The sequence below is a fragment of the Cellulosimicrobium sp. BMG9.22 genome (assembly GCF_059159975.1).
Genome location: NZ_JBZGBY010000024.1, coordinates 36,522 through 51,160, shown reverse-complemented (window position 1 = coordinate 51,160; position 14,639 = coordinate 36,522). Strand labels below are relative to the sequence as shown.

At 73.4% G+C, this 14,639-nt stretch carries 12 protein-coding genes; 10 read left to right on the top strand and 2 right to left on the bottom strand.

Translation table 11 applies throughout. From position 1 onward, the window contains the following. Window positions 1–12 precede the first annotated feature (12 nt). The gene (locus AC4H2H_RS15255; protein ID WP_494371666.1) at window positions 13–591 is read right to left on the bottom strand and encodes a PH domain-containing protein; all 579 of its coding nucleotides are present in this window, start codon (window positions 589–591) and stop codon (window positions 13–15) included. A gap of 71 nt (window positions 592–662) precedes the next feature. On the opposite strand from AC4H2H_RS15255, the gene AC4H2H_RS15250 reads away from it, so the two are divergent. The 9 genes from AC4H2H_RS15250 (at window position 663) to AC4H2H_RS15210 (ending at window position 13,822) form a co-directional block, all read left to right on the top strand. Beyond that, window positions 663–2,492, top strand: a complete 1,830-nt coding sequence (locus tag AC4H2H_RS15250) for an ABC transporter ATP-binding protein (protein WP_494371665.1) — start codon at window positions 663–665, stop codon at window positions 2,490–2,492. Window positions 2,493–2,606: 114 nt separating this feature from the next. Continuing rightward, window positions 2,607–4,388, top strand: a complete 1,782-nt coding sequence (locus AC4H2H_RS15245) for a BCCT family transporter (protein ID WP_494371664.1) — start codon at window positions 2,607–2,609, stop codon at window positions 4,386–4,388. Window positions 4,389–4,584: 196 nt separating this feature from the next. Further along, the gene (gene typA / locus AC4H2H_RS15240) at window positions 4,585–6,495 is read left to right on the top strand and encodes a translational GTPase TypA (RefSeq protein WP_494371663.1); all 1,911 of its coding nucleotides are present in this window, start codon (window positions 4,585–4,587) and stop codon (window positions 6,493–6,495) included. A 13-nt stretch (window positions 6,496–6,508) separates the two neighbouring features. Next, the gene (locus tag AC4H2H_RS15235; protein WP_494371662.1) at window positions 6,509–7,543 is read left to right on the top strand and encodes a PIG-L family deacetylase; all 1,035 of its coding nucleotides are present in this window, start codon (window positions 6,509–6,511) and stop codon (window positions 7,541–7,543) included. A gap of 9 nt (window positions 7,544–7,552) precedes the next feature. Then, window positions 7,553–7,987, top strand: a complete 435-nt coding sequence (locus AC4H2H_RS15230; protein ID WP_494371661.1) for a hypothetical protein — start codon at window positions 7,553–7,555, stop codon at window positions 7,985–7,987. Window positions 7,988–8,081: 94 nt separating this feature from the next. Then, on the top strand, window positions 8,082–10,931 hold the full coding sequence (locus AC4H2H_RS15225) for a VanW family protein (RefSeq protein ID WP_494371660.1): 2,850 nt from the start codon (window positions 8,082–8,084) through the stop codon (window positions 10,929–10,931). Between the two features lie 25 nt (window positions 10,932–10,956). Beyond that, the gene (locus AC4H2H_RS15220) at window positions 10,957–11,886 is read left to right on the top strand and encodes a hypothetical protein (protein ID WP_494371659.1); all 930 of its coding nucleotides are present in this window, start codon (window positions 10,957–10,959) and stop codon (window positions 11,884–11,886) included. Next, entirely contained in the window at window positions 11,883–12,839 is a 957-nt protein-coding gene (locus AC4H2H_RS15215; RefSeq protein ID WP_494371658.1) for a prephenate dehydratase, read from the top strand. The genes AC4H2H_RS15220 and AC4H2H_RS15215 overlap by 4 nt, the downstream gene beginning before the upstream one ends. Beyond that, the gene (locus tag AC4H2H_RS15210) at window positions 12,836–13,822 is read left to right on the top strand and encodes a prephenate dehydrogenase (RefSeq protein ID WP_494371657.1); all 987 of its coding nucleotides are present in this window, start codon (window positions 12,836–12,838) and stop codon (window positions 13,820–13,822) included. The genes AC4H2H_RS15215 and AC4H2H_RS15210 overlap by 4 nt, the downstream gene beginning before the upstream one ends. 50 nt (window positions 13,823–13,872) lie before the next feature. Here AC4H2H_RS15210 and AC4H2H_RS15205 read toward each other — a convergent pair whose 3' ends face one another. Continuing rightward, complete coding sequence (locus AC4H2H_RS15205; protein ID WP_494371656.1) at window positions 13,873–14,163, bottom strand: putative acetyltransferase; 291 nt, start codon at window positions 14,161–14,163, stop codon at window positions 13,873–13,875. Window positions 14,164–14,321: 158 nt separating this feature from the next. On the opposite strand from AC4H2H_RS15205, the gene fdxA reads away from it, so the two are divergent. Further along, window positions 14,322–14,639 carry a ferredoxin gene (fdxA, locus tag AC4H2H_RS15200; protein WP_494371655.1) on the top strand — a complete coding sequence of 106 codons (318 nt, stop codon included), beginning with the start codon at window positions 14,322–14,324 and terminating at the stop codon, window positions 14,637–14,639.

Here is a 14,639-nt window from a genome sequence, read left to right as displayed (position 1 = left end):
TCCGTGCGGTGCTCAGGCCGTGAGCGCGGCGACGGTCGCAGCAGCGAGCGCGGCGAGCACGCCGAGCGCCACGACGTGCCACGTCGTGCGGGCGCCGGGCGCGCCCGGCAGCTCGCGGTCGAGGTGCCCTGCGGCGGCCAGCCTGGCGCGGCGGTCCACCACGGCGTCGGCCACGGCCTCGGCGCTCGCCCCGGCCACGACCCGGGCCTGGTCGACCGGTCGACGTCGGGAGCTGCGCAGCCACCGTGCCGAGGCGCTCGAGCGGGGCGCCGCCCAGGCGGTCACGCGGCCGCCCACGTACCGCACCTCGAGGGAGTAGCGCGTCTCGACGCCCTCGTACGCGGTCCACGGCACATGGACCGTGCGGGCGACGTTGCGCACCTCGATCCCGCCGTCGGACACCTCGACGGCGGGACGCCAGAACAGCATCCAGACGAGGTACGTCACGAGCGCTCCAGGGGCCGCGGCTCCCGCCACGGCGCCGAGGTCCCCCGTCAACGCCGTGGTCACCACCAGCGCGACGGCGACGACGCCCGTCGCCACCGTGAGCACTCGGCCGAACGTCGAACGGAACACCAGCGTGGGACCCATGCGCCCATGCTCGCAGAGTCGCGGCGCCACGAGCGCCCGCGCTCGCTCCAGCAGGAAGGACACTGATCAGCGTGGCCAACGAGACGTCTCCCGCGGCCCCGGCCGCGCGCCAGGGCAGCCCCGTGCTGACCGTGCGCGACCTCGGCGTGGACTTCTACGTCGACGGGTCCTGGTACCCCGCTGCCGCGGACATGAGCTACGACCTCCACTCCGGTGAGGTCCTCGCGATCGTCGGCGAGTCGGGTTCCGGCAAGTCCCAGTCGTCGCTCGCCCTGCTGGGCCTGCTGCCGCCGAACGGCCGAGCGCGCGGTTCGGCGAAGCTCGGGGACCGCGAGCTCATCGGGGCGTCGCACGGCGCGCTGCGTCACGTGCGCGGCCGGGAGATCTCCATGATCTTCCAGGAGCCGATGACGGCGCTCAACCCGGTCTACACGGTCGGCTTCCAGATCGTCGAGACGATCCGCACGCACTTCAACGTCGGCCCGGCCGACGCGAAGAAGCGCGCGATCGAGCTCCTGCGGCTCGTGGAGATCCCCGAGCCGGAGCGCCGCTTCGACGCCTACCCGCACCAGCTCTCCGGCGGTCAGCGCCAGCGCGCGATGATCGCGCAGGCTCTCGCGTGCGACCCGAAGCTGCTCGTCGCGGACGAGCCGACGACGGCGCTCGACGTCACGGTGCAGGCGGAGATCCTCAAGCTGCTCCGCGACCTGCGCTACCGCGTCGACGCCGCGATCATCCTCATCACGCACGACATGGGTGTGGTGGCCGACATGGCCGACTCGATCATGGTCATGAAGGACGGGCAGGTCGTCGAGCGCGGGACGTCCGCGGACATCTTCGCGCGCCCGCAGCACCCGTACACGATCCGTCTGCTGGATGCCGTACCGCACCTGGGTTCGAAGCCGCACACGACCACGGCCACGGACCGTACGCCGCAGGCTCGGACCGACGACCGCAAGGTCGTGCTCGATGCGCAGAACATCGTCATCGAGTACCCCGGACGCCGTCGTCAGGCCGCGTTCCGCGCGGTCGACGACGTGTCGCTGCAGATCCACCAGGGTGAGGTCGTCGGCCTGGTGGGCGAGTCCGGCTCGGGCAAGACGACGATCGGTCGTGCCGCCGTCGGCCTGCTGCCGGTCACCGGCGGCTCCCTGCGGATCGTCGGCACCGACATGGTGGGGGCCAAGCCCAAGGACCTCAAGCCGCTGCGCACCGAGGTGGGCATCGTCTTCCAGGACCCGGGGTCGTCGCTCAACCCACGACTGCCGATCGGCGAGTCGATCGGCGAGCCGCTCATGCTGCACAAGGGCACCAAGGGTCGCGAGCTCAGCCGGGAGGTCGAGCGGCTGCTCGACCAGGTCCAGCTCCCGCGCGCGATGCGCAACCGGTACCCGCACGAGCTGTCGGGCGGCCAGCGCCAGCGCGTCGGCATCGCCCGTGCGCTCTCGCTCGAGCCGAAGCTGCTCGTCGCCGACGAGCCGACGTCCGCGCTCGACGTGTCGGTCCAGGCGACGGTCCTCGACCTGTTCACCGACCTGCAGCGCGAGCACGGGTTCGCGTGCCTGTTCATCTCGCACGACCTCGCGGTCGTCGAAATGCTCTCGGACCGGATCGCGGTCATGCACAAGGGCAAGCTCGTCGAGGTGGGGGAGACGTCGCAGGTGGTCCACGCGCCGCAGCACGCCTACACCCAGCGCCTGCTCGCCGCGGTCCCCGTGCCCGACCCGGAGGCCCAGCGCGAGCGTCGAGCTGCGCGCGACGCCCTGCTCGAGGCCGCCGCCCGCGACATCGCGAACGACGGCGCGACGGCGCTGGCCGACGAGGAGCGTGCACTCGCGGCGGCGCGCGAGGACATGGACCACGAGCGGGCGACCCCGCCGACCGCGGGCGCGGGGTTCTGACTCGAGGACGACCACGGACCGACGCCCCGGGGCGACCACCGTCAGCAGGCTGACGACGGTCGCCCCGGGGCGTTCCGGTTGCCGGACCGTGCCCGCACGGCAAGCCTGGGTGTCATGACCCGCGCGGGCGACGGTGCCGACGTACCACGGCCGAGCCCGGACGCGCCCGCTGCTCGCACCGCCGGGAGCGCCGCGGCCGGTCCGCCACGGCGGGCCACGGAGGATCACGACGGCCCGCGCACGGGTCGCCCGGACCCCCGGGTGTTCTACCCGGCGGCGGGGATCATCCTCGTGTTCGTGCTGCTGGCGGTGCTCTTCACGGACACCGTGACGGCGGTGATGAACACGCTCCAGCGCGACGTCATCGGCGTGTTCGGCTGGTACTACGTGATCGTCGTCGCGGCGTTCGTCGTGTTCTCGCTCTGGATGGGTCTGAGCAGGTTCGGCGACATCGTCCTCGGCAAGGACGAGGACGAACCGCTCTTCCGGCTCCCGGTCTGGTTCGCGATGCTCTTCGCGACGGGGATGGGCATCGGGCTCGTCTACTGGGGCGTGGCCGAGCCGCTCTCGCACTACGTGAACCCCAAGCCGGGCGTGGAGGGCAGCGACGCGCTGCTCGCCCAGGCGGCGATGGGCCAGAGCTACCTGCACTGGGGCATCCACGCCTGGGCGATCTACGTCGTCGCGGGGCTATCGCTCGCCTACTCCATCCATCGCAAGGGTCGTCCGGTGTCCATCCGCTGGGCGCTCGAACCCCTGCTCGGCGACCGGGTCCGCGGACGCCTGGGTGACGTCATCGACGTGATCGCGGTCATCGGGACGGTCTTCGGCGTCGCGACGTCGCTCGGGTTCGGCGTGCTCCAGATCGCCGCGGGGCTCGGCTACCTCGACGTCGTCGAACCGAGCACCGCGCTCGAGATCGGCCTCATCGCGGCGATCACGGCGCTGGCGACGCTCTCCGTGGTCTCCGGGCTCGGCAAGGGCATCAAGTGGTTGTCGAACGGCAACATGGTCGTCGCGGGGGCGCTGCTCGTCGTCGTCCTCGTCCTGGGCCCGACGCTCTTCCTGCTCCGGGAGTGGGTCCAGTCGCTCGGCTACTACCTGCAGAACATCGTCCGGCTGACGTTCGACACGACGGCGTTCCAAGGTGCGGCAGGGCTTGAGTGGCAGTCGTCGTGGACGATCTTCTACTGGGGCTGGTGGATCTCCTGGGCGCCGTTCGTCGGCGTCTTCATCGCGCGGATCTCGCGTGGGCGCACGGTCCGCGAGTTCGTCCTCGGGACGCTCCTCGTGCCCACGATCGTCACGACGCTCTGGTTCTCGGTCCTTGGCGGTACGGCCCTGTACCGCGAGCTGACCGAGCCGGGCAGCATGCTCGTCGACGGCGAGGTCGACACCGACACCGCCCTGTTCCAGGTCCTCGGCGACCTGCCGCTGCCCGGCGTGCTCTCCACCGTGGCGATCCTGCTCATCGTCGTCTTCTTCGTGACGTCCTCGGACTCGGGGTCCCTCGTGGTCGACATGCTCGCGAGCGGCGGGAACCCGAACCCGCCGACGTGGAGCCGCATCTTCTGGGCGGTCCTCCAGGGGCTCCTCGCGATCGCGCTGCTGCTCGCGGGCGGGCTCCAGGCCCTGCAGACCGCCGCGATCCTCATCGCGCTGCCGTTCTCCGTGGTGATGATCGGGATGGCGATCGCGACCGTGCGGGCACTGCGGGTCGAGCACGCCGCCCTCCTGCGCGCGGAGCGGCGCCAGGCGCGTGCCGTGCTGACGGAACAGGTGACCAGCCGGGTCACGGAGTCCATCTCCGAGCAGTGGGAGGAGCTGTACCCCGACCGTCCCGACCGCTGGAAGCCCCTGGCGCGGCGCGGCCGCAAGGGGCCGCCGTCGTCGTGACGGAGGTGTCCAGGACGTGCAGACGTGGAGCCGGGTCCGTGGCGAGTGACGTGCGTCATGGAGGCGTTGGCGCGAACCCGGTAGGATAGCCCTGCCCGGGAGACGGCCCGAGCGCCGACGGACCAGCCCTGGCGGGCAGGGTCCGGCCTCAGGCGGGTCGTCGTCCCCCTCGAACCCCACGAAATGAGAACCGTAGATGTCTGTGCGCTCCGACCTGCGCAACGTGGCGATCGTCGCCCACGTCGACCACGGCAAGACGACCCTCGTCGACGCCATGCTGCGCCAGTCCGGCGCCTTCAGCGCGCACCAGCACGTGGACGACCGCGTCATGGACTCCGGTGACCTCGAGCGCGAGAAGGGCATCACGATCCTCGCGAAGAACACTGCGGTCCGCTACTCCGGTCCCGCGGCGGCCGCGGTCGGTGAGCCCGAGGGCATCACGATCAACGTCATCGACACCCCGGGCCACGCCGACTTCGGCGGCGAGGTCGAGCGCGGCCTGTCGATGGTCGACGGCGTCGTGCTGCTCGTCGACGCGAGCGAGGGCCCGCTGCCGCAGACGCGCTTCGTGCTGCGCAAGGCGCTCGCCGCGAAGCTCCCCGTGATCATCGTCGTGAACAAGGTCGACCGGCCGGACTCGCGCATCACCGAGGTCGTCGCCGAGGCGACCGACCTGCTGCTCGGCCTCGCGAGCGACCTGGCCGACGAGGTGCCGGACCTCGACCTCGACGCGATCCTCGACGTGCCCGTCGTCTACGCGTCCGCCAAGGCCGGGCGTGCGTCGGTCGACCAGCCGCTCGACGGCGAGCTGCCCTCGAACGAGGATCTCGAGCCGCTCTTCAGCACGATCCTCGAGAAGATCCCCGCCCCGGTGTACGAGGAGGGAGCGCCCCTGCAGGCGCACGTCACCAACCTCGACGCGTCGCCGTTCCTCGGCCGCCTCGCGCTGCTGCGCGTCTTCAACGGCACGCTGCGCAAGGGCCAGGTCGTCGCGTGGGCGCGCCACGACGGCACGCTGCAGAACGTGAAGATCACCGAGCTGCTCGAGACCAAGGCGCTCAGCCGCGTCCCCACGGACTCCGCGGCCCCCGGCGACATCGTCGCCGTCGCCGGCATCGCCGACATCACGATCGGCGAGACGCTCACGGACCCCGACGACCCGCGTCCCCTCCCGCTCATCACGGTCGACGACCCAGCGATCTCGATGACCATCGGGATCAACACCTCGCCGCTCGCCGGCAAGGGCGGCAAGGGGCACAAGGTCACGGCCCGCCAGGTCAAGGACCGCCTCGACGCCGAGCTCGTCGGCAACGTCTCGCTGCGCGTGCTCCCCACCGAGCGTCCTGACGCCTGGGAGGTCCAGGGGCGCGGTGAGCTCGCGCTCGCCATCCTCGTCGAGCAGATGCGTCGCGAGGGCTTCGAGCTCACCGTCGGCAAGCCGCAGGTCGTCACGCGCACCGTCGACGGCAAGACGCACGAGCCGATGGAGCGCATGACGATCGACGTCCCCGAGGAGTACCTCGGCGCAGTCACGCAGCTCCTGGCGCAGCGCAAGGGCCGCATGGAGACCATGTCGAACCACGGCACGGGCTGGGTCCGCATGGAGTTCATGGTCCCGGCGCGCGGCCTCATCGGCTTCCGCACCCGCTTCCTCACGGACACGCGCGGCACGGGCATCGCGTCCTCGATCGCCGAGGGCTACGAGCCCTGGGCCGGCCCCATCGAGACTCGCATCAACGGCTCGCTCGTCGCGGACCGTGCCGGCGTGGTGACGCCGTTCGCGATGATCAACCTCCAGGAGCGCGGCTCGTTCTTCGTCGACCCCACGCAGGAGGTCTACGAAGGCATGATCGTCGGCGAGAACTCGCGCAACGAGGACATGGACGTGAACATCACCAAGGAGAAGAAGCTCACGAACATGCGCGCCGCCTCGAGCGACACGTTCGAGAACCTCACGCCTCCGAAGCACCTGACGCTCGAGGAGTCGCTCGAGTTCGCGCGCGAGGACGAGTGCGTCGAGGTCACGCCCGAGGTCGTGCGCATCCGCAAGGTGCTGCTCGACCAGACGGAGCGGGCCCGCGCGACGTCGCGCGCCAAGCGCGCCTGACGCCGCGCCGCGGGTGAGCGTGGAGCCGGCCGAGCCGTCCGTCGTCGTGCCCGACGGCGGGCTGCTCGCCGTCCACGCGCACCCCGACGACGAGACGCTCGCCACGGGCGCGCTCCTCGCGACGTGGGCTCGTGCGGGGGAGCGCGTCACGGTGGTGACGTGCACGCGCGGCGAGCAGGGCGAGGTGATCGACACCCCCGCGCACCGGACCGGCGTCGGGCACCTCGAGGGGGACGGTCCTGCGCTCGCCGCGCACCGCGAGGGCGAGCTCGCCGGAGCGCTCGCCGCGCTCGGCGTGACGGACCACGTCTTCCTCGACACGGTCCCGCTGCCGGGCGCCGATCCCGGAGCCCGGGCGGAGGTCGTGCCCGACGACGTCGCGCCCGCCCGGTACGAGGACTCCGGCATGGCGTGGGCCGCGCCTGGTGTCGCGGGTGCCGCCGCACAGGTCGCTCCCCGGGCCTTCGTGGCCGTCCCGCTCGACGAGGCCGCCGAGCGCCTGGCCGCCGTCGTGCGCGAGCGCCGCCCCGCCGTCGTCGCGACGTACGAGGCGGGCGGCGGCTACGGTCACCCGGACCACGTGCGCACCCACGAGGTCACGGTCCGCGCGCTCGAGCTCCTCGCGGGGGCAGGCGAGGACGTGCCCGCACTGTGGTGCGTCGTGGCGCCGGAGAGCACCGTGCGCGCCGCCCGTCGTGCGCTCGTGGAGAACGCCGACGTGCGGGCTCTCGTGACGTCCGAGGGGAGGGCCACCCTCCCGGACCCTGCCGAGGACCTCCCTCCGGTCGCCCGCCCGGACGCCACTCTGAATGGTGCCGTCGCCGTGCCCGTGGCGCCCGTGCTCGACGAGCTGCTCGCCGCGATGCGCGCCCACGCGACCCAGGTGCAGCACGTGACCGCCGCGCACGACGCCGGACGAGGCGGCCCGCTGCTCGGCTGGTACGCGCTGAGCAACGACGTGCTCGCCCCCGTCCCTTCACACGAGTTCTACGTACCCTCCCGCGGGGCTCTTCCGCTCGGCCCGGGTCGTGGCGCCGGCTCCCGGTAGCCTGGGCCGGTGGAGACAGGGATGGGGCGGCTCGTCGCCCGCGGGGTGGTGTGTGCTCTGATCGGCGCGATCGTCGGTCTCGTCGGCACCGTGGCGCACCGGGCGACCCCGGTCGGGATCGTGCTCCCGGGCGGGTTCGGGCTCGGCTTCGTCCTCGCACTCCTCGCGGTCCTCGCGGCCGGTGTCCTCTCCCGGGCCTGGGGCGGGATGGCAGGACTGCTCGGGTACGGGATCGGGTGGGTCGTCGTCGTGCAGCTCCTCTCCCTGCAGGGCCCTGGTGGCGACGTGCTCGTGCCGAGCCAGCCCGTCGGGTACGCGTGGATCTACGGCGGCCTCGTGGCCGTCGCGGCCGTCGCGTTCCTGCCGCGCTCGTGGTTCAGCGAACGCGCGGTCCGTCCGGCGCTCCACGAGCGCCCCACCGGGCAAATCGGACCGGCTGCGTAGGTCCGACCCGCTAGAATTCGCCGTGCGGCCCTCAGCCGCACGAACCCCTCGTCAGCGCGCAGACATCGCGCGCCTTTCGTCACGGAGACAGTGGATGGGTCAGCCGACCGAGCGAGACGCCGATCTCGACACCTCCCAGGACGTTCCGACGACGCCGCCCACGCCCGACGCGGCGACCGGCGCTCGCGAGACCCCGGCGACGACGGCCGCTCCGGCTGCCGCTGAGCAGCCCGCGTCCGCCGAGCCCGCGAGCGAGTCGTCCACCACGGAGGCTGCTGCCGGGACCGACGACGCGGCTCCGGCCGACGAGGAGCGGGCCGAGACCGAACCGGTCGAGACGACCGAGTCTTCCGAGGGCGTGGAGCAGGCCGAGGCGACGGCGCCGGCCGAGACCGAGCCCGTCGAGTCGCCGTCGCCGTCGCCGGCCGAGACTGAGCCCGTCGAGTCGCCGTCGCCGGCCGAGACCGAGCCCGTCGAGTCGCCTTCGCCGGCCGAGAGCGTCGAGCAGGCCGAGACCGAGCCCGCCGTGGAGCCGACCGAGAGCGCCGAGCCGGCAGCCGCTGACGAGGCGGCGACCGTCGACACGGCGGCCGCTCCCGGTGCGGACGACGAGGACGACGAGGACGACGAGGAGCCCTACGTCCCGCGGGTCTTCGCGTTCGACCCGGACGTCCCCGCCGTCCTCGTCCCCGTCGCCGGTGCGGACCCCGAACCGGCCGCCTCACCGCAGGCGAACGCCGAACAGCAGGACGAGCCGCAGCCGGCCGGGTCAGGTTCGACCGGGTCGGGCTCGACCGAGCCGGCGCCCGCCGAGCCGGCGCCCGCCGAGCCGCCGCCCGCCGAGCCGCCGCCCGCCGAGCCGGCGTCAGCCGAGCAGCGGCCCGCCGAGCCGGCGTCAGCCGAGCAGCAGCCCGCCGAGCCGGCGCCCTCCGCGCCCACGACCGAGCCTGCTCCTCCGACCGACGGCGGTGACGCCGAGCAGACGGCCGCCGTGCCGGTGGTCCCGCCGTCGTCCGAGGAGCGGCCCGCTGCCCCGACGCAGGTGATCCCGCCGGTCGACCCGTGGGCGCGTCCTGCCCCGGTGGTCCGCACCTCGGTCCGCCCGAGCGCCGCGATGCCCGGTGCCACGCCGACGCCGGACGGCCCGGCCCGCGTTCCTGCCGTCCCGACCGCCGGGGCAGCGGCCGCCGGCACGCCGACGCTCGTGGGCGCGTTCGGGCCCGTCCCGCCCGACGACTCGCGCGAGGCGTCGCCGTTCGAGGGGTTCGAGGAGGACCCGCCCCGCCGCGGGTGGGCCCGTGGCCTGATGTGGACCGGCATCGGCGTGCTCGTCGTGGGCGGCCTCTACACGGGCGGCCAGTGGTTCTTCTCGGACAAGGTCCCGAGCGGTACGACCGTCGCGGGGGTCGACGTCGGCGGGATGACCCGCACGGCCGCGCAGGAGGAGCTGGAGGCGGAGCTCGGCCCGCGCGCGGCGGAGCCCGTCACGCTCACGGCGGGCGAGTCGTCCACGACGCTCGACCCGGCGACCGCGGGCCTGTCGTTCGACGCCGCGGAGACGGCCGAGGAGCTCACGGCGTTCTCGATGAACCCGGCGCGCCTGTGGGAGCACCTGTTCGGCGGCGAGGACGAGGCGCCCGTGATCGCGGTCGACGACGCGGCGCTCGACGCCCAGGTCGAGACGCTGCGTGGCAGCCTCGAGGCGGCGCCCGTCGACGGGACGGTCCAGTTCGTCGACGGCGCTCCCACGAGCACGCCGGCCGCCGACGGGACCGCCCTGGTCGCGGACGAGGTGTCCGACATCATCACCTCGAGCTGGCTCGTCACCGACGGCCCGGTCGCGTTGCCGACCGAGCCCGTCGCGCCGGACATCACGCAGGAGGAGACGGACGCCGCGCTCGCCGAGGCGCAGAAGGTCGTGTCCGCGCCCGTCGTCGTCTCCGTGGGCGGCCAGCAGCCGGAGCTCCCGCCGGAGGCGCTGGCCAGCGCGGCGTCCTACGCCGCGACGGACGGCGCGCTCGTGCTGAGCCTCGACGGCGAACAGCTCGTCGACGCCGTCGTCGAGCGCACGAACGACCTGCTCACCGCCGCGGACGACGCGCACTTCGTGTTCGCGGGCGGGGTGCCCGTGATCGAGGGCGGGGAGCCAGGTACGACGATCGACCCCGCCGCGATCTCGACGGCCGTCGCGACGGCGGCGGTCGGGGACGAGCGCACGGCCACGGTCGAGCTCGTCGAGTCCGACCCATCGCAGTCTCGCGCGGCGCTCGAGGCGCTCGGCGTCACGGAGAAGGTCTCGGAGTTCTCCACGCCCCTGCCGAACGTGCCGATCCGCACGGAGAACCTCCGGGTGGGGGCGAGCAAGGTCACCGGCACGCTCGTCAAGCCCGGCGAGACGTTCTCCCTCGTGGACACGCTGTCGCCGATCACGCTCGAGGGTGGCTACTTCGCCGCGGGAGTGGTGGAGAACGGCAGGCACACCGAGGGCGTCGGCGGCGGGTTGTCGCAGATGGCGACGACGACGTACAACGCCGGGTTCTTCGCCGGGCTCGACGACGTCGAGCACCGGCCGCACAGCTACTGGTTCGAGCGCTACCCGGCCGGGCGCGAGGCGACCATCTACGTCGGCTCGATCGACATGAAGTTCAAGAACGACACCCCGTACGGCGTGCTCATGCAGTCGTGGGTCGGCGGTGGCCAGCTCCACGTCGCGGTCTGGAGCACCAAGCATTACGACGTCGAGACGTCGGCGAGCGGCAAGTCGAACGTCGTGCAGCCGTCGACCGTCACGCAGACGGGCCCGGACTGCGAGCCCACGCCCGCGGGCAGCCCCGGCTTCTCGATCACGAACTACCGCAAGGTCTACCACGCGGGTGAGCTCGTCAAGGACGAGTCGTACCGCTGGACCTACAAGCCGGACAACGAGGTGGTCTGCGCTCCCTGAGCGCGGGCCGGGACGAGGAGTGCACATGCTCGGACGCAGCGAACGGGAGTCGGGCGCGCAGGCGTTGCTCGCAGCGAGCAGCGCGGGCTGGGTCGACCCCGCCGACGCGGAGACGCTGCTCGACCTCGGGTCGACGACGGCCACGCTCTCGACGGTCGCGAGCATCGACGGCCTGTCGGCCGTCGTCCACATCGGGCACCCCGCGCAGCCGTCGCACGAGCTCGAGCGCGCTCTGCTCGCGGCTCCGCCGTCGCTCGTCCTCACGGGCGCCGTCGGGGTTCCCGCGCAGTGGGCGTGGGTCGGCCGCTCGGTCGGTGCGCACGACGTCGCGGGCCACGTCGTTATCGACGAGGCGGGCTTGCGCGACCGGCGGCACGTGCTGCGCACGATGGGCGTCAGCCCACGGCTCGTCCCCACGCGCACGACGCTCGAGGAGCGCGTCGCGCTCGCAGGCTCGGACGGGAGCCTCGTCGTCGAGCGCTCCGTCGCGCGGGGTCCGCTCGGGCCGCTCGGCTTCGTCGAGCTGCCGGGCAGCGAGCGCCTCGCCGAGGGTGCGCCGGTCTGGTACGGGCTCCTCGAGTCGCGCGACGCCGCCCCGCACGTGGACGGCAGCGCGCAGGTGTGGCTCGCGTTCGGGCCGCGCGACGACCACCGCGGATCGCTCCAGCAGACGCTGGGTCTCTTCGCCGGGGCAGGCATCGACCTGCAGCACCTGCGCAGCCACCGCTCGCAAGCCGGGCCGCACATCTTCTTCACGGCCTTCTCCTGCCCGGACGCGTCGGCGCTGGACGGCGTCGTGCGCGGCTTCGCGGAGCGCGGGGTCGCGCACCGCGTGCTCGCGGTCCTGCCGGGCCAGGAGTTCGTGCCGGGGCCGGACGCGCTGGAGCCGCGCTGGGCCGTGGCGCCCTCGGACGTGCGGGCGTCGGACGCTCCGACGGACCCCGTGCGCGCGTGAGCCGCGTCGGGTACCTCGGGCCGCAGGGGTCGTTCACCCATCAGGCCGCGGCCACCTGGGTGCGCACGCAGCCGGAGACGCCCGACCTCGTCGCGTCCACGACCGTCGGCGAGGTCTTCGCGCACGTGGCGGCGGGCCGGCACGAGCGCGGCGTCGTCGCGATCGAGAACACCGTCGAGGGGTACGTCGTGCCGTCGCTCGACGCGATCGTCGGGAGCCCGACGGTCGTCGCGGTGGACGAGGTCGTGCTCGACATCTCGTTCGACGCGTTCGTGCGACCGGGCCACGGCGACCTCACCGAGGTGACCGCGCACCCGCACGGTCTCGCGCAGTGCCAGCGGTTCGTCGACCGGACCGGGCTACGGCCGCTCCCGGCGGCGTCCAACGCCGCGGCGTGCCGGGATGCCGGGCCGCACCAGGTCGCGCTCGGGCCGACGATCTGCGGGGAGCTCTACGGGCTCGACACGTTCGAGCGCGCGGTCGAGGACTTCGCCGGCGCCCGCACGCGCTTCCTCGTCCTGGCGCCCCGGGCCGAGGCTGCGGGGATCCTCGCCCGCGCCCGCGAGGACGGTGACACCCCGTGGCGCACGATGCTCGCGGTGACGCCCGTCGTCACCGGGCCGGGCGTCCTGGCGCGCATCACGCGCTCGTTCGGCGAGCGCGGCGTGAACCTCTCGAGTCTCATCACGCGCCCGATCAAGGCCGTCTCGGGCACGTACGTGTTCGTCGTCACGGTCGACGGCGCGCCCTGGGACGTGCCGGTGCGCGCGGTGCTGGACGACCTCGTGCGCGCGGGCGACTCGCTCAAGACGCTCGGCGTGGTGCCGGCGCGCGGCGAGCTCGACGAGTCGCGCGACGCGGCGCACGTCGACGTCGACGCCGCGCACGTGCCGGTGGGCAGCGTCGGCGTCGGGTCTGCCGCCGACGAGCTCGCGGCAGGGCTGCTCTGGTGAGCGCCGTGCGGTCCGGGCGCGAGCCCGGAAGGGTCGCGGTCCTGGGCCTCGGCCTCGTCGGCGGCTCCGTCGCCCGGCTCCTGCACGAGCACGGGGTCGCGGTCACCGGCTACGACGCGACAGCCGGGACGCGGGCGGCGGCGCGCGCCGCGGGCCTGCGGGTCGCCACCGACCTCGCCGACCTGTGCGCCGACGAGCCGGACGTGCTCGTGCTCGCCGTGCCGCTGCGCGCCATGCGGGCCGTCGCGACCGAGGTGGCGCGGCACGTGCGGGGCGCGACCGTCGTCACCGACGTGGGGAGCGTCAAGGGAGCGGTGCGCGACGCCGTGCGCACCGCCGGTCTCGCGGCGCGGTACGTCGGCGCGCACCCGATGGCCGGGACGGAGCACTCGGGGTTCGAGGCGTCGGACGCCGCGATGCTGGCGGGCGCACGGTGGGCGGTGACCCTCGATGAGACGACGTCGCGCACGGCGTTCACGACCGTCCTGCGGCTGGTCACCGGTCCGCTCGGCGGGACCGTGCACGTGCTCACCGACGACGTGCACGACGAGTCGACCGCACTCGTCAGCCACGTCCCGCACGTGCTCGCGACGGAGCTGCTCGGCGTCGTGGCCGACGCGCCGGTGCGCGACGTCGCGCTCGGGCTCGCCGCGGGCAGCTTCCGCGACGCGACGCGCGTCGGGCGCACGGACCCGCGCCGGACCGAGGCGATGGTCACGGACAACGCGGCGTGGGTCGCGTCCGCGCTGCGCGTCGTCGTGCGCGACCTCGAGCAGCTCGTCCGCGCGCTCGAGTCGAACGCGCCGGTGGGGGAGTTCTTCGACCGCCCCGACGTGGTCCGAGCCTCTGGACGACCGACCTCCGACGCGCCGCGACGCGTCCAGCTGGACGAAGACGGCGCGTGGCGCGCGGCCCTCACCGGCGCGGGCGCCCGTGGCCAGGTCGTCGTGGACGTCGAGGACGACGCCGTCACGGTCACCTGAGCGCTCGGCCCTCGCGTCGGGTCAACGCCCTGCCCGAGGCGGGTTCCTGGTCAGGCCGGGCGTCGCGGCGGGCGCGGCGGGACGGGCTTGGCCGCCACGATCGCGGCGAGCGGCACGACGACGAGCGGTGCCTCCCCGTCCCTCGCACCGTGGCCGCGATGCGGCGGGGCACTCCCGCCGGCGTCCTCGCGGAGGACGAGCTCCGTGGCGGTGGTGCGCACGACGACGCCGATGACGTCGGTGAGCGGCTTGCCCGCGGCGCGCGCCTCGTCGTCGGGCAGGCGACGGCGGACGACCACGCGTGTACCCGGCGCCCACGACGACCACGGCGCGTCGGGCACGGTGTGCGCTCCTCGGAGATCGTGTGACGTTCGTCCACGGGCTGGGCGGTGATGGTCGGGTACGGCCCGACCTGAGCGATACTAGTCGGGCATGCCCCTGTCGTGACCTCGCCCCTCAACCGGGCTCGGTCCGGACGAATCCAGAAAGGTAACCGGTCGTGACTTACGTGATCGCCCAGCCGTGCGTGGACGTCAAGGACAAGGCGTGCATCGAGGAGTGTCCTGTCGACTGCATCTACGAGGGAAAGCGGTCGCTGTACATCCACCCGGACGAGTGCGTCGACTGCGGCGCGTGCGAGCCGGTGTGCCCCGTCGAGGCCATCTACTACGAGGACGACGTCCCGACGGAGTGGAGCGACTACTACCGCGCCAACGTCGAGTACTTCAACGACCTCGGCTCGCCCGGTGGCGCCGCGAAGATGGGTCTCATCGAGAAGGACGACCCGATGATCGCCGCCCTGCCGCCGCAGGCCTGA

Bases quoted from the DNA above. Each gene is read 5' to 3' on its own strand.
- AC4H2H_RS15255 (WP_494371666.1), bottom strand. From the start codon at position 591: ATGGGTCCCACGCTGGTGTTCCGTTCGACGTTCGGCCGAGTGCTCACG.
- AC4H2H_RS15245 (WP_494371664.1), top strand. From the start codon at position 2,607: ATGACCCGCGCGGGCGACGGTGCCGACGTACCACGGCCGAGCCCGGAC.
- typA (WP_494371663.1), top strand. From the start codon at position 4,585: ATGTCTGTGCGCTCCGACCTGCGCAACGTGGCGATCGTCGCCCACGTC.
- AC4H2H_RS15225 (WP_494371660.1), top strand. From the start codon at position 8,082: ATGGGTCAGCCGACCGAGCGAGACGCCGATCTCGACACCTCCCAGGAC.
- AC4H2H_RS15220 (WP_494371659.1), top strand. From the start codon at position 10,957: ATGCTCGGACGCAGCGAACGGGAGTCGGGCGCGCAGGCGTTGCTCGCA.